The organism is Roseovarius arcticus, from assembly GCF_006125015.1.
Lineage (GTDB): Bacteria > Pseudomonadota > Alphaproteobacteria > Rhodobacterales > Rhodobacteraceae > Roseovarius > Roseovarius arcticus.
The window spans coordinates 1,946,949-1,968,784 of sequence record NZ_SZZN01000001.1; the positions used below are offsets into that span (position 1 = coordinate 1,946,949).

At 61.1% G+C, this 21,836-nt stretch carries 22 protein-coding genes; 6 read left to right on the forward strand and 16 right to left on the reverse strand.

Translation table 11 applies throughout. The annotated features are described in order from the left end of the window. Positions 1–2: 2 nt before the first annotated feature. From MK6180000_RS09180 to MK6180000_RS09240, 13 genes are all read right to left on the reverse strand, one after another. Positions 3–827, reverse strand: a complete 825-nt coding sequence (locus MK6180000_RS09180) for a phytanoyl-CoA dioxygenase family protein (protein ID WP_138934450.1) — start codon at positions 825–827, stop codon at positions 3–5. A gap of 157 nt (positions 828–984) precedes the next feature. Further along, entirely contained in the window at positions 985–2,139 is a 1,155-nt protein-coding gene (locus MK6180000_RS09185) for a LysR substrate-binding domain-containing protein (protein ID WP_138934451.1), read from the reverse strand. Between the two features lie 119 nt (positions 2,140–2,258). Further along, positions 2,259–3,188 carry a LysR family transcriptional regulator gene (locus MK6180000_RS09190; RefSeq protein ID WP_138934452.1) on the reverse strand — a complete coding sequence of 310 codons (930 nt, stop codon included), beginning with the start codon at positions 3,186–3,188 and terminating at the stop codon, positions 2,259–2,261. Positions 3,189–3,262: 74 nt separating this feature from the next. Then, on the reverse strand, positions 3,263–4,420 hold the full coding sequence (argE, locus tag MK6180000_RS09195; RefSeq protein ID WP_138934453.1) for an acetylornithine deacetylase: 1,158 nt from the start codon (positions 4,418–4,420) through the stop codon (positions 3,263–3,265). Positions 4,421–4,424: 4 nt separating this feature from the next. After that, on the reverse strand, positions 4,425–5,102 hold the full coding sequence (locus tag MK6180000_RS09200) for a DUF1028 domain-containing protein (RefSeq protein WP_138934454.1): 678 nt from the start codon (positions 5,100–5,102) through the stop codon (positions 4,425–4,427). 14 nt (positions 5,103–5,116) lie between these two features. After that, complete coding sequence (locus MK6180000_RS09205; RefSeq protein ID WP_138934455.1) at positions 5,117–5,530, reverse strand: RidA family protein; 414 nt, start codon at positions 5,528–5,530, stop codon at positions 5,117–5,119. Beyond that, a complete protein-coding gene (locus tag MK6180000_RS09210) occupies positions 5,531–6,682 on the reverse strand; it encodes an aromatic ring-hydroxylating oxygenase subunit alpha (RefSeq protein WP_138934456.1) in 1,152 nt (383 codons plus the stop codon). It abuts the gene before it with no gap. Between the two features lie 19 nt (positions 6,683–6,701). Next, positions 6,702–8,222 (reverse strand): 4-hydroxyphenylacetate 3-hydroxylase family protein, encoded by a 1,521-nt coding sequence (locus tag MK6180000_RS09215; protein ID WP_138934457.1) that lies wholly within the window; start codon positions 8,220–8,222, stop codon positions 6,702–6,704. A gap of 273 nt (positions 8,223–8,495) precedes the next feature. Continuing rightward, the gene (locus tag MK6180000_RS09220; RefSeq protein ID WP_138934458.1) at positions 8,496–10,592 is read right to left on the reverse strand and encodes an oxidoreductase; all 2,097 of its coding nucleotides are present in this window, start codon (positions 10,590–10,592) and stop codon (positions 8,496–8,498) included. A gap of 250 nt (positions 10,593–10,842) precedes the next feature. Continuing rightward, positions 10,843–11,244, reverse strand: coding sequence for a YbaN family protein (locus tag MK6180000_RS09225; RefSeq protein WP_246040475.1), 402 nt, complete (start codon positions 11,242–11,244; stop codon positions 10,843–10,845). Positions 11,245–11,385: 141 nt separating this feature from the next. Further along, positions 11,386–12,165, reverse strand: a complete 780-nt coding sequence (locus MK6180000_RS09230) for a gamma-glutamyl-gamma-aminobutyrate hydrolase family protein (RefSeq protein WP_138934459.1) — start codon at positions 12,163–12,165, stop codon at positions 11,386–11,388. Between the two features lie 54 nt (positions 12,166–12,219). Beyond that, on the reverse strand, positions 12,220–12,387 hold the full coding sequence (locus MK6180000_RS09235; RefSeq protein WP_138934460.1) for a DUF2256 domain-containing protein: 168 nt from the start codon (positions 12,385–12,387) through the stop codon (positions 12,220–12,222). Positions 12,388–12,483: 96 nt separating this feature from the next. Next, positions 12,484–12,696, reverse strand: a complete 213-nt coding sequence (locus MK6180000_RS09240) for a hypothetical protein (protein WP_138934461.1) — start codon at positions 12,694–12,696, stop codon at positions 12,484–12,486. 117 nt (positions 12,697–12,813) lie between these two features. Here MK6180000_RS09240 and pepN point away from each other — a divergent pair, with 117 nt between their 5' ends. Beyond that, positions 12,814–15,378: an aminopeptidase N gene (gene pepN, locus MK6180000_RS09245; RefSeq protein WP_138934462.1), complete on the forward strand. Its 2,565-nt coding sequence runs from the start codon at positions 12,814–12,816 to the stop codon at positions 15,376–15,378. Positions 15,379–15,386: 8 nt separating this feature from the next. Here the strand turns inward: pepN and MK6180000_RS09250 are convergent, their stop codons facing one another. Further along, positions 15,387–16,073 carry a transglycosylase SLT domain-containing protein gene (locus MK6180000_RS09250; protein WP_138934463.1) on the reverse strand — a complete coding sequence of 229 codons (687 nt, stop codon included), beginning with the start codon at positions 16,071–16,073 and terminating at the stop codon, positions 15,387–15,389. A gap of 251 nt (positions 16,074–16,324) precedes the next feature. On the opposite strand from MK6180000_RS09250, the gene MK6180000_RS09255 reads away from it, so the two are divergent. From MK6180000_RS09255 to MK6180000_RS09270, 4 genes are all read left to right on the forward strand, one after another. After that, the gene (locus MK6180000_RS09255) at positions 16,325–17,599 is read left to right on the forward strand and encodes a hypothetical protein (protein ID WP_138934464.1); all 1,275 of its coding nucleotides are present in this window, start codon (positions 16,325–16,327) and stop codon (positions 17,597–17,599) included. 70 nt (positions 17,600–17,669) lie between these two features. Beyond that, positions 17,670–19,181 (forward strand): Asp-tRNA(Asn)/Glu-tRNA(Gln) amidotransferase subunit GatB, encoded by a 1,512-nt coding sequence (gatB, locus tag MK6180000_RS09260; protein WP_138934465.1) that lies wholly within the window; start codon positions 17,670–17,672, stop codon positions 19,179–19,181. After that, entirely contained in the window at positions 19,178–19,669 is a 492-nt protein-coding gene (locus tag MK6180000_RS09265; RefSeq protein WP_138934466.1) for a thioesterase family protein, read from the forward strand. Before gatB ends, MK6180000_RS09265 begins: the two co-directional genes overlap by 4 nt. 76 nt (positions 19,670–19,745) lie before the next feature. After that, positions 19,746–20,189, forward strand: coding sequence for a DUF4177 domain-containing protein (locus MK6180000_RS09270; RefSeq protein WP_138934467.1), 444 nt, complete (start codon positions 19,746–19,748; stop codon positions 20,187–20,189). A 63-nt stretch (positions 20,190–20,252) separates the two neighbouring features. Here MK6180000_RS09270 and MK6180000_RS09275 read toward each other — a convergent pair whose 3' ends face one another. Beyond that, positions 20,253–20,510, reverse strand: a complete 258-nt coding sequence (locus tag MK6180000_RS09275) for a BolA family protein (RefSeq protein ID WP_138934468.1) — start codon at positions 20,508–20,510, stop codon at positions 20,253–20,255. A gap of 76 nt (positions 20,511–20,586) precedes the next feature. On the opposite strand from MK6180000_RS09275, the gene MK6180000_RS09280 reads away from it, so the two are divergent. Beyond that, positions 20,587–21,213, forward strand: coding sequence for a J domain-containing protein (locus tag MK6180000_RS09280; RefSeq protein ID WP_138934469.1), 627 nt, complete (start codon positions 20,587–20,589; stop codon positions 21,211–21,213). 115 nt (positions 21,214–21,328) lie between these two features. On the opposite strand, the gene MK6180000_RS09285 is transcribed toward MK6180000_RS09280, so the two are convergent. Further along, positions 21,329–21,751 carry an OsmC family protein gene (locus MK6180000_RS09285; RefSeq protein WP_138934470.1) on the reverse strand — a complete coding sequence of 141 codons (423 nt, stop codon included), beginning with the start codon at positions 21,749–21,751 and terminating at the stop codon, positions 21,329–21,331. Positions 21,752–21,836: the final 85 nt, after the last annotated feature.

Sequence of the window (21,836 nt, forward strand, 5' to 3'; positions counted from 1 at the left end):
GTTTAGGCAGTTGCGCCGTCATGCCCGATCTCAAAGTTGTTGCCTGCCCGGTCCTGCCCCGACACCAGATGCAGGGGCCGCGTGCCATAGCCTTGGCTGGGGTGCTTTTTCCCGATTTCGGCGCCAAGCTCGTGGTCGTAAAACGACGTGGCCGGCATCAGACGCACGATAAAGGCAGCACGGCGGTGATCGGTGTGGTTCGCCTTGGACCCATGGATCATGTAAACGTCGTGGAACGATACCTGCCCAGCTTTCAGGATCAGCGGCTCGGCTGCGTCCTCGTCAAAATGCTCGGCGTCGCAGACCAGATTGATCGTTTTGTTACCGCCCTCCTGCCACGAATGGCTGTATAGCTCATGCGCCTTGTGCGAGCCCGGGATGAACGTCATCGGGCCGTTTTCGGGCGTCACATCGTCCAGCGGTATCCACATGGTCAACGTCTCCAGCGGGCGAATGGGATAGTAGCCGCCATCTTGGTGCCACGGCGTCTCTTTGCCGTTCCTTGGCGGCTTGCCAAAGAGGGTCGTCCCCCACAAAATGATGTCGTCCCCGATCAGTTGGCGCGCCGTTTCCATCAGCTTGGGATGCGTGGCGAATTTCAAAAATGCCTCGCTGCCCTTTACGCCCATTGATCCGCCGGTCACCTGATGCGGCGCCAAAATGATGTCGGACCCGACATCGGGATTGCGCGCCAGCAGCGCCTCGTACTCGGCGCGCATCTCGGCGATCAATTCGGGCGGAAATTCCCAGTCCGGAATGATCCATCCGCGTTCGTGGTACTCGGCAATCTGCGCCGCGCTCAGCGGGCCTGTCGTCTGGTCGGTCATGGGGTGTCCTTTTGGTGCGATGCAGCTTTGCCGCGCTCAAAATGATCGACCCCGCTGTGCTATTCTGTCAAGCGGCAAGAGAGGCAGATCACAAATCAGGCATACCCTTGCGAATTTCCCCAGGTTGGAAAATTCGATTCCCGGCGCGCTGCGTCCCTCACGGCTTTAGCCGCGCCCTGCACACCTGCGCAAAACGCTCTGCGGCGGGCGACAATTCGCGCCCCGTGCGGTGCGCCAGCACGATACCGCTAGCCTCTGACGCCCCCGCAAGTGGCCGCGTGACCAGCGCCTTGCCATCATAACTCATCGGGGATGCAGGCTTGGTCGCCAATAGGGCGTAACCCATGCCGTGGCCCACCATGGCGCGCACCATTTCCAACGACGATGTGCGATGCGCCACCTTCGGCGTGACGCCAGCACCTGTCATCAACCCGGTGAAATAATCGCGGCTGGGGTCAACATCCAGCAAGATCATCGGCACGTCCGCCAGATCCTCAGGCGATACTTCGCGCTGCGCGGCAAGGGCATGCCCCTCTGGCAGCAGAACGTATGGCTCCAGCGAGGTCAGCCGTTCGGTCGTCAGCCCATCGCCCAGCGCCATATCATAGAGCAGTGCGATCTCGCTCTCGCCCGACGCAAGGCTTTCGCGGATGCGGCGGTGATCGCCCTCGATCAGCTTTACCCTCAGGTTCGACGCATCGCTCAGCAGCTGCGGCATCATGAAAGGCGCGAACGTCTGGAAACAGCCCACCGTTACCTTGGCCGCGCTTGCCTCGGTGGCCAGCTTTAGCGTGCTGGTCCCCTCAATCTGGCTGGACGCGCCATAGGCGCGGTTGGCGTAAATCAGCGGCGATCCCGCGCGGCTGGCGTGGATATCCTGCACCTCGCCGATGAAAATATGATGCGTGCCAATCTGCTGTGACGATTGCAGTGTGCAATCGAAGGCGACCAGCGCGTCCGTCATCCGCGGTGCGCCGCCCTCGCACGCCTCCCATGTGGTGCAGTCGAATTTGTCGTTAACCTCGTCCTTAAAGCGGCCCGCGAATGTGTCAGAAACATAGGACTGATCATCACGCAGCACGTTGACGCAGAATGTGCCGTTGGCCGCGATCCGTTCTGCTGCGAGGCTCCTGTGATGCACGCAGACCAGCAGGGTTGGCCCCGCCCCATCGGCCGATACGGACGACATGGCCGATACCGTGACGCCTGCCCGCCCAGCATCGCCGCCAGTGGTGACAACATTGACGGTGCAAGCCGCGTAACTCATGCCCGACACAAAACGCGTCCGCAGGTCGAGTGTCATGTCGTTCATCGGCTGGGCCCTTTCCGGGGGTTGGTCGCAAAACTACCGCGCCCAGTGTGCCCGCCGCGCAGCTCTGCGCAAAGACGGATTTATCTTGGCTGGCCTTCAGAAATCCCAAAGCAGCAGTATCAGCCGCACATGCCCGGGATCGCGCCAGTGCGCACCGTCCCCTCGCAGTGCTGGCGAAACGCATCCAGCAGCCGGGTCGCCTGCATGTCGCGCAACATGGCGAGGCCCACGGTCATTGAAGCGGCATCATCGCCGATCCGCTCCAGCGGAACATAGGCCAGCGGGCGGTCCGTTTCGGCGCGCATATTCAACGGTTTGGACGTCATTAGCGAAAATCCGATCCCTGCCGCCACGAATGAGCGCAGCATTGACGGATCTGCGCACTCGGCTTTGATCTGCGGCTTTAGGCCCGACTGCTCAAACAGCGAGATGAAGTATTGGCGACTTATAGGCAGATCAAGCAGCACATAAGGCTCCTCCGCTACATCGCTCAGGCTGAGCGAGGCGCGCGACGCAAGCGGGTGGTCCGCCGCTAGCAGCACATAGGTCGGCATTTTTGCCAGCGGATAAAATACCATTTCGGGGCTTAGATGGCTCTCGTAGGTCAGTGCTACGTCGATTTGCGCGCGGCGCAACCCCTCCATCAGTTCGGCCTCGCTGCCTGCCGTCACCTTTAGTGTCACGTCTGGATACAGCCCTGTGAACGAGCTCCAGATTTCCGGCAGGATCAGCGGCGCGAAGGTGTGAAACGTTCCGATATGCAGCGGGCCAGACACCAGCCCTGCCGTCTCGCCCGCCACCTCATAAAGGCGATGGGCGGTGCGCAGCGATTCCTTGGCCGCCTTTAGCATCCGTTTTCCCGCAGGCGTCAGGACGAGCCCTTGGGCGTGTTGGCGGACAAATAGCTGCACGCCCAGCTCTTCCTCCAAATGCGATATCGCGGACGAGACTGAGGGCTGCGAGATGTTGATCGCCTCGGCGGCGCGCGTGACGCTGCCAGTCTCGCCCGCTGCAATGAAGTAGCTAAGCTGGCGCAGGGTAAATCGCATGATGCGGCGGTCCTATCAGGGCAACTGGCCGCACTGTGCCGCATGACGGACGCCGGTATCAATCACAATTGGTGCTAAAGCCCTGCTTCGAGCCGGTCCAGCACCCTGTCCAGCATTCTGTCGCAGGCATCCAGCTGGGCGGCATCGATATACTCGTCCGGCTTGTGCCCCTGCGCCATGTGACCCGGCCCGCAGACCGCCGTGGCAATGCCGAGGCGATTGTGGAAAAGGCCCCCTTCGGTGCCGAACGCAACCTTGATCGCCGGATCATTGCTGCCTGTGACATCGCGCAAAAACGCAACGATGGCGGCATCTTCGGGCGTCTCAAGCCCCGGATAGGTATTAGTTTCGGCAAAGTTAATGGCAACATTCGGGTGGCTGTCGCGGTACGGCGCAACGATCTGCATCGCATCCCCGCGCAGGCCTTCGACGATCACGGCGGGGTCATCGGCGGCAATGTTACGGATCTCGAAATCCAGCGTGCAGTTGTCAGGCACGATGTTCAGTTGCACGCCACCATGCATGATCCCCGCGTGCAGGGTTGTGTAGGGCACCGAATATGCACCATCCTGCGCGCCGTTTGTAGCCAGATCCGCCTGACGGGCGCGCAGGCACGTCATGAAATCGGCCGCCAGATGCAGCGCGTTGACCCCTTCGGGCGCCAGCGCGCTATGGCTGGCATGGCCGGTGCAAGTTGCGCGCAGGGCCGTCTTGCCCTTGTGGCCCGTGGCGATCGCCATGCCGGTCGGCTCACCCACAATGCACAGGCTAGGCTTGATACTACGCGGCTCCAGCGCGTCCAGTAGGCTGCGCACACCGACACAGCCGATTTCCTCGTCATAGGAAAAGGTCAGATGGAGGGGGGTTTTGAGGTCTCGCTGACTTGCCAGCCGGGCCGCGCGGACCGCGCAAGCGACAAAGCCCTTCATATCGGCGGTCCCGCGCCCGTAGTAGCGCGCGGCGTCCCGGCGCAAAATGAACGGATCGCTGGACCAGTTCTGCCCCTCTACCGGGACCACATCGGTATGGCCCGACAGCATAACGCCGGGGCGATCCTGCGGGCCGATTGTGGCGAAAAGGTTGGCGCGGGTGCCGTCCTCGCTCTCCATCAGCTCGCAGGTCACGCCCACTTCGCTCAGAAGTTGGTCGATATAGGCGATCAGATCGCGGTTGGGCGTGCGGCTGACGCTGGGAAAGGCAATCAGCCGCTCTAGAATATCCAGTGTTTGCATCAGCCTACAGGTCCCCGGGCACGCCGTAACTGGGGGCCTCCGACGGGTTTAGCGCGCGCGAGACATAGGCCTCCATCTCGCCCTTCCACCGCTCCCACAAATCCGAAAGTTCGGCGATTGGGCAATCATCGCTCCAGTCAACGCGCAGATCGGCGATAGGCCATTCAACATCCCGCGCCAGCAGCATCCCTGCGGAATGGACGTCGCCCTCTTCGCCGCCCGCATCCAGTGCGGTCTGCATGGCTGCGATCAACCGGTCGCCAAGCGGCTTGCCCTGCATATCCGCAAACGCCTTTACCATCGCCTCGGGTACAGCATTTGAGGTTAGCAGATTGCCCGCCGCGACGACGCCATCGCCAACCACGACATGATGCGTCCCCAGCGTATGCGCACCCGAAAAATGAGCCGTCCCGCCATCTGCATCGACCAGCGCAAGCTGGCGGTATTCCAGATGCGGCGCGTCCTTTTTCAATGCCTCAAGCGCATCTGCTGCAGACATGCCCTGCAACATCAGATCCAGCCCCTTTGGGCCGAGGCGCGGGTCGGTGATATTCTGGGTCGACACCGCGCCCGCGCCCGCGCGTACATGCGCGCAGCGCGCAGCAACACACGGCGAAGATGATGATACGGCGACGCCGAACATCCCCGTTTCGGGGCAGCGGGCAGAGATGGAAAATGTCATATTGGGCTACCTTTTTAGTCGGGGATGACGGCGGTGACTTCGATCTCGACCACCCATTCGGGACGTGCCAGCGCGGGCACGACGATCCCTGTCGAGCATGGATGAACCCCCTTCAGCCACTTGCCCATTTCCTGATACACCGCCTCACGGTAACGGATATCGGTCAGGTACACCACAATACGGCATACATGCGCCATCTCGCTGCCAGCTTCTTTGAGCAGCATGTCGATGTTTTCCATCGTCTTTCGCGTTTGCGCGCCCGCATCGCCCATCCCGGTGCTTTCGCGGCTGTCCAGATCCTGCGCCACCTGCCCGCGCAGAAAGACCATGGTGCCGCGCGCGACGACGCCTTGGCTCAGGTCATTGTCCAGCTTTTGCTCTGGATAGGTTTCCTTGGTATTGAACGGGCGAATTCGCTTGTGGATCATTTAAATCGTTCCTTGAGTGGATGCAGCAGGCGAAATGCGCCCGCTGAGATATTGGGCAAAATCGTAGTTAGGCCGCTCCAGATGCGACAGATGGCCGGGCGCGGCCATGCGTGACAAAAGACCCTTATAAACCTTTTCGGTGCAGTCGCGATCCTCAAGGTTCACGTCGTCGAGGATGGTTTTTAGCGTTTCATTGTATTCAATCGCCTTCGGATCGCCCATGAAATGCGGATCAAACCCACCGCCAAAGATCATGCGCACGCGGCCAACACCCTCAGGCTGCAGGCATAAATACCAGAAGTATCCGGGCGTCAGCGTGACCATGTGGCTGGGATAGATCGAAATCAGCGCCGAGGTTTTGCGCATCACGCCGGTCAAGCGGGTGTTGTCCGGATGCGCGTTGCCGATAGCTAGCTCGGCCTCTTTGGTGAACCAATGGATGTTGAAATGCGGATGTCCCGGCGGGCAATCGACATTCGCCAGATCGGTAAACGGACCTACGGTGCCCTTATGGCAAACCGGCAAATGGTAGCTTTCCATATAGTTCTCGGCCAACACCTTCCAGTTTGTGTCCCAGACATGGACCTCGTTGAACGTCTCGACATAGTTTTCCATGCCGTAATCACCGATCAGATCGGCCAGCGGGCTAAGCTGCTGCGCGACGGGCGGTGTGTCCGGGGCGAGCGTGACATAGACCCAGCCCAGCCACTCCTCGCAGCGGATGTCGCCCAGCTTGTAGTCGGCCTTGCAGAACGCATCGTTGCGGTCCATCTCGGGCGCGCCGCGCAGCGAGCCGTCCAGATTGTAGGTCCATGCGTGATAGGGGCAGACGATAGAGCGCGTGTTGCCGCGCCCCTCCAGCAGGGTCGACATGCGGTGCAAGCAGACGTTGGACATCGCGCGCAGTGCACCGTCGCGGCCGCGAATGACGGCGATAGGCTGACCGGCAAGTTCAATGGTCACGAAATCGCCCGGCTCTTGCATCGTGCTGGCACGCCCGACACAAAACCATTCCTTTGCGAATATATGCTCCTGTTCCTGCTCCAGAAACTCTTCGGAGGTGTAGACCGAGGGCGGCATGGCGCGCGCCGTCTCGAAAGGCAGCGCAGCACTTTTCATCAACTCGTCAATAGCACGTGGCTCGTGTCCCATTATTTTGCCTCCCCGGCGATCACTCGGCTGCTTTCAGCAGCGTCTCGTTGTAATACTGCGCGACGGCGCCATCGCCAGTCTTTTGCTCGATCCCCGCCATTACACTGTCCGACAGATGCGCACCCTTTTTGACAAAGTTCAGCGGGCCGTCCCAGTCAAAATTGCGATAAACAGCGGCGCGCTGCGCGAAGGGGGGCGACTGCGCAAAGAGCTGGAATGTCAGGCGGTGTCCAGCATAGTCCGAATTCAGCAAATCGCGGGCGTAGGCCAGTAGCTTGCGGCGGTCCTCGGCGACCCAATTGTCGTTGATGGAGTAGTACTTATCCATCCACGGCTTCGTCTCGGGGGCGTCAAACGTGGCCGCATTGGGCGTTACGCATATTTGCCCGCCGCACAGCTCGCGGGCGATGTGCATCATCGGGGCGAGGTTGTTCAGCGCGTGGCAACGGCCCGTCATTAGCAGCGATTGGTTTGGCATCATCAGGCCCGCGGGCGAGCGTTCGGCAAGCGCGATGGACGCGGTCAGATGCGCATTGATCCCCTCGCGCCAGATCGCCAGATCGGCCAGCTTTTCCTGAACGGCGGGCTGATTGTCGAGGCCCGTCTGCCGCACGTTGAACAGCGCCGAGCCTATCATCTGGTCCGCCTGCTTCAACGTGCGCTGCACAAAGGCAAAGGCCGAATAGCGGTGCAACGTCGACCGGATGAACGCCGCCGCCTTGGTGTGGCGATAGAACAGCACGTTTTCCCACGGGATCAGCACGTTATCAAAGATAACGATGGTGTCGACCTCGTCAAAGCGCGCCGCCAGCGGATAGTCCCGATCATCAGCGCGCGTGCTGGCAAAGCCGCCACGGCACAGAAATTTCAAACCGGGCGAGCCGAGGTCGCAGATAAACCCAACGGCATAGTCGCTGAGCGCGGCATTGCCCCAATTGGCGATGGTCGGCTTGGTAAAGGCTTGGTTGGCGTAGGCCGCCGCCGTCTCGTACTTGGCGCCGCGAACGATAAGGCCCGCGTCGGTCTCCTTGACCACATGCAGCAACATGTCGGGGTCTTGGTCCTGCGGGGCTAGGCTGCGATCTCCTTTGGGGTCGGTATTGGCCGACACGTGAAAGGGGTCTTCCTTCAGCACTTTATGAATGTGCGTCTTGATGTTCTTAGAGAACTGCGGATCAACCTCGTTCAGCATGTCCTGCCCGTCATAGAGCGACCACATCTCGCCCACGGTTTCGTCGCCAACACGGGTGACGACGCCGCCGATATCCTCCATCACGGCATCGGTTGAGCGGCGCTTGGCCCACCAATCGTCTTGCGTATAAGGCAGTGCGTTGCCGATCGCGTTCGTGTCGGTGCCGTCATACGTGGTCATAACGGCGGCAGTCTCGGGATCGTGCGCCATGTCGTAGATGCGCGCGCGCACGTCGACCAACGGCTTGAACATGGGATGCGCAGTCACGTCCTTGACCCGCTCGCCGTTCATGTAAACTTCGCGGTTGTCGCGGATCGAATCCCTGTATTCGTCGCCGGTTCTCAGCATATCGTCATCCCCTTGGCTGGCTATCTGTTCGGGCGAGGGTAGCAGCGACATTGGATCAGGAAAAATATGCGTTTCCTAGGAGGGCCAGAGGATTTTCTGAGGTATGATCGCCAATAGCCGCAAGAGCGTCTTGGGCCGCGGCAATGTCAAAACTGACGCCCGTCAGCACCTTGACTGCCGAGTTGCCAGCCCCTTAGGTCCTCTGGACATTTCCATCTCGACCGCGGGGCGCGCCCGCTCTGTGATGGGCGGGGCTGCGGTCTGCGCGACCCCTTATCGAAACGCCTCCTTGGGGGCCAATTCGGTCACTTCGCGGCGGAATGGCAGTTCGTCCTGCGCGCGGGTTACATCCAGTTCGCGGGCAAAGCGGTGCCCGGCGTAGGTGGCCCACGCAATTGGCGCGGGCGCATTGGCGTCGCCAATACGCTCAATCTTTTTGATACCTGCGTTCTCCCACTCATCCTCGCGGGCCTTGAGCGCCTGCCACAGATCATCGTTGGGCATCCGGCATGTGACCATCACGGCAGCGTCGCAGTCCACGTTGCTTGTGCGCCCGGTAAAGGCGCAGTTAAGCGTCGCGCCCTGCCCCGTCACAGCAGTGACCGCCTGCGCGGTGACGATATGCACGCCCAGCTCGATCATGCGGGCCTGAATGCGGTGCTGCTCCAGCGTGTTCAGCGTCCATTCGCTGACCAAGTTGGCAGGTGTCACCAGCGTCACCTCCAGCCCCTTTTGCACCAAAAGCTCGGCCAGAACGCCGCCCATGTAGTAGTGATCGTCGTCGTATAGCACGATATGGCCACCCTCCGGCAGATTGCCTGCCATCAGATCATCGGGCGTAAAAATCGGCATCGCGGCGTCCATGGGAATTGGCAGCAGGTTGTGCCGCGCCACGCCGTCGCGGCGCCACGTGGAGCCTGTCGCAATCGCTACATTTTCAAATCCGAAATCGAGAACATCTTGCGCCGATAGCCGCGAATCGTAATAAACCTCGACGTTCGGCATTTGGGAAATCTGGTGCTGGCGATAGTCGCGCACCCGGCCCCACGTTGCCAACCCGGGCAGCTTGCATTCCAGCGCCACGCGCCCGCCCAGTTCGGTCCCGGCCTCGGCCAGCGCCACCTGATAACCGCGTTCGCCAGCGGCGCGCGCAGCCTCAAGGCCAGCGGGGCCCGAGCCGATGATAAGAACCGTCTCGCTCGCGCCCTTTGCATCGATCTCTTCGGGATGCCAGCCCTTGCGCCATTCCTCCATAAAGGTGGGGTTTTGCGTGCAGCGACTGATCGACATGGTCATATCGCCCGTCACGCAGATGTTGCAGCCGATACACTCGCGAATATCCTCAACGCGGCCCTCGTCGATTTTGCGCGGGATGAACGGATCGGCAATCGACGGGCGCGCGGCCCCGATGAAATCCAGCACGCCGCGCTTGATCTGGCTGACCATCGCATCGGGCGAGGTAAAGCGGCCGACACCGACCACAGGCTTGTCCGTCAGCTCCTTAATGCCGCGCACCAGCGGCTCTTGCGCGCCTTCTTCGGTAAAGCGGGACGGCCCCGAGCAATCCTCCCAAGTGCCATGGCCCAGATCCCACAGGTCCGGCAGATCTGCGTTCATTGAGATCATGTCGCGCACTTCGGGGTTCTCCAGCCCGCCGATTTCCTCCAGCGACAGGCGCACGGAGATGGCGATGCTGTCGCCCACCGCGTCCTTGCACTCGCTGATCAACTCGCGAAAAAGGCGCGCGCGGTTTTCTAGACTGCCGCCGTATTCATCGCTGCGCTGATTGGTCAGCGGCGACAGAAAATGCTGGATCACGCCAAAGCCATGCGCGCCATAGAGCTCGATAATGTCATAGCCCGCCGTTTTCGCGCGCAGGCACGCATTGCGGTGCCAACGGCGCAAGTTGCGGATGTCCTCCTTGTCCATCGCGCGGGCGCTGACCGGGTCCTTGTAGAAGGTCAGGATCGGCGAGGTGGAGGGCGCCATCGGCACCTCTTTGGTATAAAGATTGCCGCCGTTGACCCCGCTATAGGCCAGCTCGATCCCGGCCAGCGCGCCATCCGTTTTCATCGCCTCTGCCATACGAGCGAGGCCGGGAATATCCTTGTCCTCCCATAGCCTTAGCTCGATGAACGGCGTGATTTCAGAGGTATGGTGCATCTCGACCTGCTCGGTAAAGATCACGCCCCAGCCGCCTTGCGCCTTGATATTGCGCATCTGCGCTGCTGCCGATGGGTCGCGATAGCCCCCGCCGTTGCAGTGAGGCACCTGGTAAAATCGGTTTTTGGCCGTCACCGGCCCGATCTTGACCGGCTCGAACAGAATGTCATAGCGGGGGTCGCGGGCAGATTTGGCATCTTTGGGCATGTGCAGTCTTCTTTCTTGGGAATGGCCGCGGCGGTGCGCACTAGCCGGTTTTCATATCATACCAGCCAACGTCGACGCTGACGTTCCACCCTTGTTTTTGGTTCGACTCAAGGAAGGCATCCAGCCCCCAGCGGCCCAGCTCGCGGCATATGCCGCTTTCCTTGACGCCGCCCCAAAACGCTACGCGCCATAGGCTCCGGCGGCAAAACAGGGTTTTCCTATCCTTTGCTTTATCAAATCCTATTTCGCCCTAGCGCGATGGTCGGCTCAGGACATAGGCCGCCGCGCAGAGCATGCAGACGGCCTGCACCGCGACTAGCCGCCAAGCCAATCCGCCAAGGACCGACGCCAGCAAAACGGCGGACATTGCCGTGCAAGCCATCGCCTTGTAGCGCGGCGCGATCACCCCGCGCGCCTCCCAATCGGTGATGATGGGGCCAAACGCGCGGTTGCCAACCAGCCACGCCCGTAGCTTGGGCGAGCCGCGCGCAAAAGCGAACGCCGCAAGCAGAATGAACGGCGTCGTCGGCAGCAGCGGAAGGATGACCCCCACCGCGCCCAGTGCCAACGCCACGCTGCCCACACATACCCAGAGCGTGCGCATCACTGCGCCTGCCGTCAGCGGTGCATCGTGATCTGGGCCGGGCTCCATTTCGACTCGCACTCCTCATCGTTGGATTGTCTGGTTCCGCTTGAATGGTCGCAAAGGCACGCCGCACCCCCGGCCGCCCATTGCTATTAGATAATCCAACCTCGAGATTTAGTAGCGGCGCAAGCGCCCGTTTGCCGCGGCCTACGCGGATTTTAGCGCAGGCGCAGGGCCATGCCCCGCCGCCCAGTGCCGTGCGGCCGCGCCGAACGCCTCAAACAAGGGACGCGACACAGGGTCTGCTGCCGCGTTCCATTCGGGATGCCATTGCACGGCCAGCGCAAATCCGGCAGCGCCGCTAACCTGGATCGCCTCGATGGTGCCGTCCGCTGCGCACCCCTCAACGGTGATGCGCGGCCCCGGTACCCGTATCCCCTGCCCGTGCAGCGTGTTGGTCATCACCTCTTGGGCACCCATGAGACGGTGGAATATGCCGCCCTCTTTCAGCTTAACGAGGTGGCGCAAGGCAAACTGCTCCTCCAACGTGCCATCGGGAGGCATGCGGTGATTGTCACGGCCCGGCAAATCGCGGATTTCAGGGTCCAGAGTGCCGCCCATTGCGACGTTGATCTCTTGAAACCCGCGGCAAAGACCCAGGATCGGCTGGCCTGCCTCGACGCAGGCCCGCACTAATGGCAGAGTGATCGCATCGCGCGCCTGGTCAAAGGCGCCATGTGCAGCGCTCGGCGCCTCGCCGTAGTGATCGGGATGCACATTAGCGCGTCCCCCGGTCAGCAAGAAGCCGTCACAGACCTGCATCAACTCCTCGACACTGACCAGCGCGGGATCGGCAGCGATGACATAAGGCATCCCGCCCGCTACATGCGCGACTGCGTCTAAATTCATTCGCCCCACTGCATGGACGGGATAGCGCTCTTCAATGACGTATTGGTTGCCGATAATGCCGATTACGGGTCGTTTCATGAGGGCCTGCGCGCTGCGAATTTATACCCTATTTTGACGTCCAGCCACGAAAGTTCAAGCCCCCGCATTACCAGCGCCCTTGCCGCGCTCTCGGCGGCACCTTTCGCTGCAATGGCGCACATTGTCCCAATCGCGCGCCCATTTACGCCGCCACGCAAAGGACAGACCGCATGTGGCGCAAATCTTGGCGGGCAGATCACTCTTCTTGCGTTGCTTCATCATCCCTCCGGCAGGTGGTGAGGTGAGATTTCGCAGGTATGCTCCGCCTCGATAGGCGGAGCATACAACGATTGAAGTGAATATTCAGGTTGTCGTAACCTACTCGGCAGAGGGCGCGGCTGGCTCGGTCACTTCGGTGCTGATGCCATTCTCAACACCGCCCGCCTCTTCTGGATCGTTTCCTGCAAAGCTAAGCCATGTGACCAGCCCAAACAGCAATACAATCGCGAAAACCACCATGGCGATCATGCCGACAATGGGTGTTTTATGGGCTGGCTTGGTCTTTTCGGTGTTCGTGTCGGGTGCCGACATAGCGCATCCTTCCAAAAATTGTCATGCGGCGCGCAGGCCGCGATAGCCCATTGAAGGACCCTGATAATCTCACTAACTCTGATATCAGCCAAGAGGTTCCGACCAAAAGGACACACCATGTCGCACCCCGCCCTGCACGCGCCCATTCAAGCCATACACCTGTCCGACTACACGCCGCCAAACTGGCTGGTGCGGGACGTACATCTGACCTTCCGCCTTGATCCGACGCGCACGCGTGTTCTGAGCCGTATCACGTTTGCGCCTAATCCCGACGCAGCCAGCCGCGATTTCGCGCTGGACGGCGAGAATATGACGCTGATCCAGGCGGCTATCGACGGGGTCGACGTGACGCCGGTTGTGACCGGAACGGGCCTGACCTGCGACGTTCCGGACGCCGAATTCGTGTGGGAGGCCGAGGTCGAGATCAGCCCATCGACCAACACCGCGCTGGAGGGGCTTTATATGTCCAGCGGCATGTATTGCACCCAGTGCGAGGCCGAGGGATTTCGCAAGATCACATATTACCCCGACCGCCCCGACGTGATGGCCGTCTTTACCGTACGCATTGAGGGCGGCGAGCCTGTGATGCTGTCCAATGGTAATCCCGGCAAGGCCGGCGACGGCTTTGCCGAATGGCACGATCCGTGGCCAAAACCTGCCTACCTCTTTGCACTCGTCGCCGGACGGCTAGTGGCGCATCCCGGCAGTTTTACCACCATGTCGGGCCGCGAGGTGGCGCTAAACATCTGGGTCCGCCCCGGCGACGAGGGCAAATGCGCCTTCGGTATGCAGGCGCTCAAGGATTCGATGCGCTGGGACGAGACTGAGTATGGCCGCGAATACGATCTGGACCTGTTCAACATCGTCGCCGTCGACGACTTCAACATGGGCGCGATGGAAAACAAGGGGCTGAATATCTTTAACTCCTCCTGCGTTCTGGCCTCGCCAGAGACATCGACCGACGCTAATTTTGAGCGGATTGAGGCGATCATCGCGCACGAGTATTTCCACAACTGGACAGGCAACCGCATCACTTGCCGTGACTGGTTTCAGCTCTGTCTCAAGGAGGGGCTGACCGTCTTTCGCGATGCGCAATTCACCGCTGATATGCGCAGCGCACCGGTCAAGCGGATTGAGGACGTGATCGCCCTGCGCGCGCGGCAATTCCGCGAGGATAACGGGCCATTGGCGCATCCGGTGCGGCCCAGCAGCTTTGTTGAGATCAACAATTTCTATACCGCTACCGTCTACGAAAAGGGCGCCGAGCTGATCGGGATGCTAAAAACTTTGGTGGGGGACGATGCGTGGTCCAAGGCGCTTACGCTCTATTTCCAGCGTCATGATGGGCAAGCCTGCACAATCGAGGATTGGTTGCAGGTGTTTGAGGATGTGACGGGCCGCGATCTGGCGCAATTTAAACGCTGGTACGAGGATGCAGGCACGCCGCGTTTATCAGTGACAGATGAGTTTAAGGATGGCGTGTATACTCTTAATTTCAAACAGCAAACACCACCGACACCCGGGCAGGAAAGCAAGCCGCCGCGCGTAATCCCGATTGCTGTGGGACTTTTGGGTCAAAATGGCGATGAAGTGGTGGAAACGCAACTACTTGAGATGAATAAGGCCGAGCAAAGCTTTGAATTTACGGGCCTTTCGTCACATCCAATCCCGTCGATACTTCGTGGCTTCTCAGCCCCTGTGATCCTTGAGCGTGAAACGAACGACGCAGAGCGCGCATTCCTCTTGGCCCATGACACCGACCCCTTCAACAAATGGGAGGCCGGCCGCGCGCTGGCGCGCGCGGGACTGCTGGCAATGATCCAGGATGGCGCCGCGCCCGATGCAGCCTATTTGGCGGCCATCACAACAGTGGCGCAGGACGACAGCCTTGATCCCGCATTTCGCGCGCTGGCGCTAAGTTTGCCCAGTCAGGACGATCTGGCGCAGGCGCTCTTTGATGCCGGTGACACGCCCGATCCGCAGGCGATCTGGGACGCGCTTGAAACGCTTAAGGACGCGCGCGCCAAGGCGATGGAGGGTGCGGCGAAGACGCTTCATAAGCAATATCAAGTGACAGCCGCCTACGATCCCGGCGCCGAGCAGTCGGGCGCGCGCGCTCTTGCCAATGCCGCGCTGGCAATAATCACGCGCCGTGACGGCGGCGCAGCCGCGCAGGCGCAGTATGACACGGCAGGTAACATGACCCAGCAGCTGGCAGCGCTGGGGTGCCTCCTGCAAGCGGGCAAGGGCGATACGGCGGTCCGCGCATTCTATAATCAGTGGCAGACCGACAGGCTGGTGATCGACAAATGGTTTAGTCTTCAAGTCGCCTTTTCGGCGCCGGATCAGGCGGCAAAAACTGCCGCAAAACTGACGCAGCACCCTGATTTTACGATGAAGAACCCGAATCGATTTCGTGCGACGCTGGGCGCGCTGGCCGGATCGCCTGCAGGCTTTCACCATGCCAGCGGCGCGGGCTACAAGCTGCTGGCCGATTGGCTGATCGCGTTGGACCCGCTGAACCCGCAGACAACCGCGCGCATGTGCTCCGCGTTTGAGACGTGGCGTCGGTACGATTCCGCGCGCCAATCATTGATCAAGGCGCAATTGGACCGCATCGCAGGCCAAGCAACGCTGAGCCGCGACACCGCGGAAATGGTCGGGCGCATCCTGCAAAGCTGAGCCGACAGCTAGCGCGCCTTACGGGCGCTCCGCTGCGTTTCAAGGGATTTGGGGCGCAGCGGCGGGCGGGGCGAGCGTGTCAGGGCGCAGTAGTCCTGGCCGCGCAACCATGACGCCATGTCTGCCCGCTTGCCATTATCGCGCATGGGGCCCCAGTCGGCGGCAACGCCGCGCCAACGTCCGTCCTTGACAGCGATCGCATTGTCGCGCGGTACGGTGCGCGCCATAATGCGGATTGCGCAACTCAGATTGTCGCCCCCATCAGTTAGCGCGCCGCCCGACCGCGCCCGGCAGCCATAGCCGCGCGCCGTGCTGGGCAAGATTTGCAGCAGGCCGAACCATAGGCCGCCGCCGCCCACCGCCTTGGCGCGATAAGTGCTTTCATGCTTGGCCAGCGCGGATAGAAATCCGACCCAAAATGCGCGGCGCTGCGCCTCGTCCGCTGCGGCATAGCCGGGGCACCACGCAGCGATGTCGCGCGGGACGCTTTGCACCAGTGGCGTGCCGTGCTGCGAGAGTGCCGATAGTGCGCTGCGTGTCCAAGCCGGGCCGCCCGGCCGGTGGTCCCAGCGGGCGTTTGGGATCTCGACTGCGCGCGACATGGGCCGCGTTGTCGCCGCCTCAGTGGCCGCCGCGCCGTTCAACGCAGGCGCCGCAAGGAGCAGGGCACAAAGGCCAAGGGCAATCCGGTTCATGCCCGCATAATCGTCGAAAACGCCAGGCCAGGCAATGGCGCGGCAGGCGGGCCCCTGTAGGGACAGGTCCGCACCTGCCAAATGCGCCCTGCCGCGGCGCTTGAATCCCTGTCGAAACAGGCGTCCAGCGGCCTTCATCGTTAACGGCGGTTTAACGCTTGATCACCGCTTCTCCCAAGGTGCGACATGATTTGGACAGAATAGGACAACAGAACGGGATCTGAGATTTTCAGCATGAGGCCAGCCCGCACGTGACACATTCACTAACGAAAACCGTACGCTCCCTCGTTGGCCGTGCTGCGGGGCGATTGGCCCGACGTTCGCGAACTGCAGGGCACACAGGTGGCCGCAGCAAATTGCCCGATCTGGACGCGCTGAGCCGCCACATCATACTGCCATCACTGCCCATCACCGACGAGGAAGTGGCGCGCGCCGCGTTTCAGGATCGGGGCCTGCAAATGGCCCGCCAAGAGATGTGGGAGGAGTTGGCCGAACAGATCCGCGATGCCGACCACGCCCGCACCGTCACGCCGGGGGGCGAATCAGCCGCGATCCTGCTGGCCTTCGGCGCGCGCAGCGATGTGGTGTCGGTGGTCGAGGATATGCTGCACGACGGGATCGCCCCGCCCCCGGGCGGTATCGACGCGCTTGAGGCAATTGCAGCCGATTTTCCAGAAGACTATCCTATCCCGATGATTGTGGCGCTGGCGCATATTGATTTGGCGTGGGCGTGGCGAACCATCCCCGGTGCGGCGGCACTAGAGGGGGCTGCGGAATGCTCTGCGGATCATGCGGCGCGCGCCCAGTCGCTACTGTCGCCTCTCTGCGGCATCGAGCAGGATGCGCCGTCGCTTGCCGCCGCGCATTGCGCGCTGCTGGCTGCACTACCCAATCCACAGGACGCGCGAGAGGCCCGCGTCGCCGACTGGTTTGAGGACCTTATCGATTTGGACCCCGTCAGCCCGCGTCATATGCGGGCGCTGGGGGCGGCGCTGCTACCTGCCCGTCTTGGCAGCTACGCTGAGCTGGAACTGGAGGCGCGCCGCACCGCTGCGCGCACCGGTGATTGCTGGGGCGCGGGCGCCTACGCTTGGGTTTATTTCGACGCGCTGGCACTGGACGCAGGCGCGCTGGCCCTGCTTGACCCGGTATTTTTTGTCGATGGGCTGCGTGATATACTTCAGCGGCGCCCAGACCAGCATACCGCCAATTTGCTCGCCGCGTTTTGCGCCGTTACGATGCGCAAGGATGCGGAGGCGCCGCACGCAAACCGCGCCGCATGCGAGGCACTGCATGGCTGCCTTAGCTGGATCTTGCGCGATCACCTGTACGAATTGCATCCGCTAATCTGGACACAGGCGCTACATCATCCAGGTGCCGCGCCCCTGCCCTCGCGCCGCGCGTTGATCAGCGAGGGGCGCCGCACCGCGCTGCGCGCCATCGCCGCACAATTCGCCGACGATCTTGCAGGCGGCCATTCCATCACGTTCTCTCCTGCCGGGATGTATCTGCTTCCAACGCTATAGCGGCGCCCGCCCCTTGCCCAGCCGCGCGGCCTGTCCTAAAAGTCCCGGCATCTGACCAAAGGACGCCGCAATGCTGGACCTGACATACAAAACGCCAAAGCCGAAGGTCATCGCCGGGGCCAAGCACGACTGGGAACTGGTGATCGGCATGGAGGTGCACGCGCAGGTCGCGTCGAAGTCCAAGCTGTTCTCGGGCGCGTCCACCCTCTTTGGCGCCGAGCCAAACTCGAACGTGGCCTTTGTCGATGCCGCGATGCCGGGAATGCTGCCTGTTATAAATGAGTTTTGTATCGAACAGGCCGTTCGCACTGGCCTTGGGCTTAAAGCGCAGATCAATCTGAAATCAGCGTTTGATCGCAAGAATTACTTCTACCCAGACCTTCCGCAGGGCTACCAGATCAGCCAGCTTTACCACCCCATCGTTGGTGAGGGCGAAGTTTTGGTCGATATCGAGCCGGGCATCGCGCGGCTGGTCCGGATTGAGCGTATCCACATGGAGCAGGATGCCGGCAAATCGATCCACGACATGGACCCGAATATGTCCTTTGTCGATCTGAACCGGACGGGCGTCTGCCTGATGGAGATTGTCAGCAAGCCCGACATCCGCGGGCCCGAGGAAGCCGCCGCATACGTGCTGAAAATGCGCCAGATCCTGCGCTATCTGGGCACCTGTGACGGCAACATGCAAAATGGCAATCTGCGCGCTGACGTCAACGTCAGCATCTGCCGCGCGGGCCAGTACGAAAAGTATCAGGAGACGCAGGACTTCTCGCATCTGGGCACCCGGTGCGAGATCAAGAACATGAACTCCATGCGTTTTATTCAGGCCGCTATCGACGCTGAGGCACGCCGCCAAATAGCTATTGTCGAGGGCGGCGGCGAAGTGACACAGGAAACGCGTCTCTATGATCCGGACAAGAACGAGACACGCTCCATGCGGTCCAAAGAGGAGGCGCATGATTACCGCTACTTCCCCGATCCTGACCTGCTGCCGCTAGAGATTGAGCAGGATTGGGTGGACGAAATTGAGGCATCACTGCCCGAACTGCCGGACGCGAAAAAGGCCCGCTTTGTCAATGATTTCAGCCTATCGGAATATGACGCCAGCGTGCTAACTGCCGAGGTCGCCAATGCCGCCTACTTTGAGGCAGCCGCCGAGGGCCGCGACGGCAAGCTGGTGGCCAACTGGGTCATTAACGAGCTGTTCGGCCGCCTAAAGAAAGAGGGCGCCGACATCACCGATAGTCCGGTAACCCCCACGCAGTTGGGCGGGATCGCGGACCTGATCGCATCGGATGCTATTTCCGGCAAAATCGCCAAGGATCTGTTCGAAATCGTCTATACTGAGGGCGGCGACCCGGCGCAGATCGTCGAAGAGCGCGGCATGAAACAGGTCACTGACACCGGCGCGATTGAAACAGCAGTTGACCAAATCATCGCAGACAATCCCGCGCAGGTCGAAAAGGCCAAGGCCAATCCCAAGCTGGCAGGCTGGTTCGTGGGCCAGGTGATGAAGGCGACGGGCGGCAAGGCCAATCCCAAAGCCGTAAACGACATCGTCGCCGCAAAGCTGGCCGAATGAGCAATACCATCGCAGACGGACCGGCCCTGTCGGACTGGATGGTGGTCCGGCCAGAGTGGATCGACTTTAATGGCCATCTGAACATGGCCTATTACAATGTGCTCTTCGATGAGGGCATCGACGATGTTTATCACCTGATGGGCTTTGGTGCGGAGTACGCCCGCACGCGGCAGATGACCACTTTTGTCGCCGATTTCCGCGTGCGATATCTGCGCGAGTTGCATGAGGGCGACCGCGTCCAATGCTCGGTCCAGTTGCTGGATCACGATGCGAAACGTTTTCACAGCTTTCAACATCTGCGTCACGAAGACGGCTGGCTGGCCGCCACCGCCGAGTCGCTGGTGCTGCATATCGATATGACCGGCCCGCGCGTTGCGCCCATGCCCGCTGATATCGCGGCCCGCGTCGCCGCGTTGCAGGCGGCCCATGACAAGCTGCCCCGACCCGAAGGCGTGGGCCTGCCGATGGGTATCGTGCGCAAGGGGTAGCGTCCCCCCGCGCTTTTAACTGTGCCGGCAAGCGACTAAGCTGGCGCAGATCAACATCAATAAACGAGCGAGCCCAATGGCCAAGTACGAATACAAGGTGATCCCCGCGCCCGCCAAAGGCGCCAAGACGCCGGGCATCAAAGCCGGTGAGGCCCGTTTTGCAAACACGATTGAGGCGCTGCTGAACGCACAAGCCGCAAGCGGCTGGGAGTATCTGCGCAGCGATCTTTTGCCGTCGGACGAACGGCAGGGCCTGACGTCTACCCAGACAGTGTACCGCACGCTGATGATATTTCGCCGCATGACAGCGGACGAGGACAGCGCAGCCGACGAGGTGATCGCGGTAGCGCAAGGCGTGGCCGAGGCTATGGCGCCAGACGCGCAACCTCCTCAGCGCCGAGAGCCGGTTTTGACGCCAGTCACGCCTGCGCGCGCCGACCCCGCACCGAGGCCAGAACCAGAGGTAGAGCCTAGCCCGCCCATTGAGCCCGACACACCTGAAACACCGACAAAAGACTGATGCCATAGCGCCACTTTTACCCGGCTCAATTCTTCAATCAGTCCTTTGGAAATCCGCCCGGCATCACACATCCACCTCAATCGCCAGCGCATGTATCCGCGCAATCAGGTCCGGCCCGATGGCACTATGGATCGCGCGGTGGCGCGCAATGCGCGACATTGGTGCCAGCGCGCTAGCCTTAATACGCACCCTGAAATGCGACTGGCCGCCCGCCGGATACCCTGCATGGCCGCGATGTGCCTCGCTTTCGTCAATAACTTCAAGCGATTGCACGTCGAAGCTGCGCGATAGTGCCGCGCGGATTTCTGCCGCCTTATCCATATTTCTGCCCTTCGCCCCCTTCAACTTCCGCGCTTTTAGACTAGAGTATCGGCTTCGACTCGCAAAGGGGTACCCGATGACCAAATCCGATCCGTTCGGCTTCGATATGTCCGTCTCGTCGGCCAAGAAGAAAAACCCCCGCGGGCGTCGCGGCATGTCTGGCGCGTCCGAGACATCGAAACGCCCGTGCGAGCATCAGGGTTGCGAAAATCCCGGCCTCTACCGCGCGCCAAAGGCACCCGACGTGTTGGATGAATTCTTTTGGTTCTGCCAAGAACATGCGCGTGAATATAATCTCAAGTGGAACTTCTTTGACGGAACCACTGAGGCCGAGATGAACGCGCAGATGTCCAAGGACAAGGTGTGGGAGCGCCAGACAAAGGCCTTTACCGACCCAGAGACGCGCGCATGGGCCCGGCTGGGCATTGAGGACCCGCATCAGGTGCTGGGCGTCAATGCCACGCGCAACCCCGGCAAGGACAAGGCCGGCGGCGGCAAACGCCTGCCCCCCACCGAGCGCCAAGCCATCGACATTCTGGAGGCCAAGGATACGATGACCAAGGCCGAGGTGCGCAAAAGCTACCGCGCCTTGATCAAGGTGCTGCACCCCGACATCAACGGCGGCGACCGCAGCCAAGAAGAGCAGCTGCAACAGGTCATGTGGGCTTGGGATCAGATCAAAAATAGCCGGAATTTCAAGTAGGCAGCGGGGTGTTCACGCCTTCCCTGAGAGGCAGGTTCGGCCTGAAGCAGCATTGCGGCCACAAAAAAGCCCCCGGTCGCAAAACCGGGGGCCATTAAATTCAAGACAGCCAGATTTACCCTAGTTTAGCATCCAGCGTGATCTCTGCCGTCAGCAGCTTGGAGATCGGGCAATTCTTCTTGGTCGCTTCTGCAACCTCCTGAAAGTCCTTTTCGCTGATGCCGGGTATTTTGGCAGTGACGTCCAGATGCACCTTGGTGACGGCAAATCCGCCATCGACCTCAGACAATGTCACTTTGGCGGTCGCTTTAATCTCATCCGCTTTCAGATCCTTTTCACCAAGCCCTAGCGACATCGCCATTGCGTAGCAGCTTGCGTGTGCGGCGCCGACCAGCTCTTCGGGGTTGGTGCCGGGGGCGTCCTCAAAACGGGTGTTGAAGCCGTATGGCAAATCCTTGAGTGCGCCGCTTTCGGTGCTGACATGGCCCTTGCCGGATTTCAAATCGCCGCTCCAGACGGCTGAACCTTTGCGTTGCATATCTGTCTCCTTCGTTGGATGAAAGTCGCGCGCAGCTACACGCGAAAAGACCACCTTAGCGGCCCGCTATGGGGACAACGCTAAG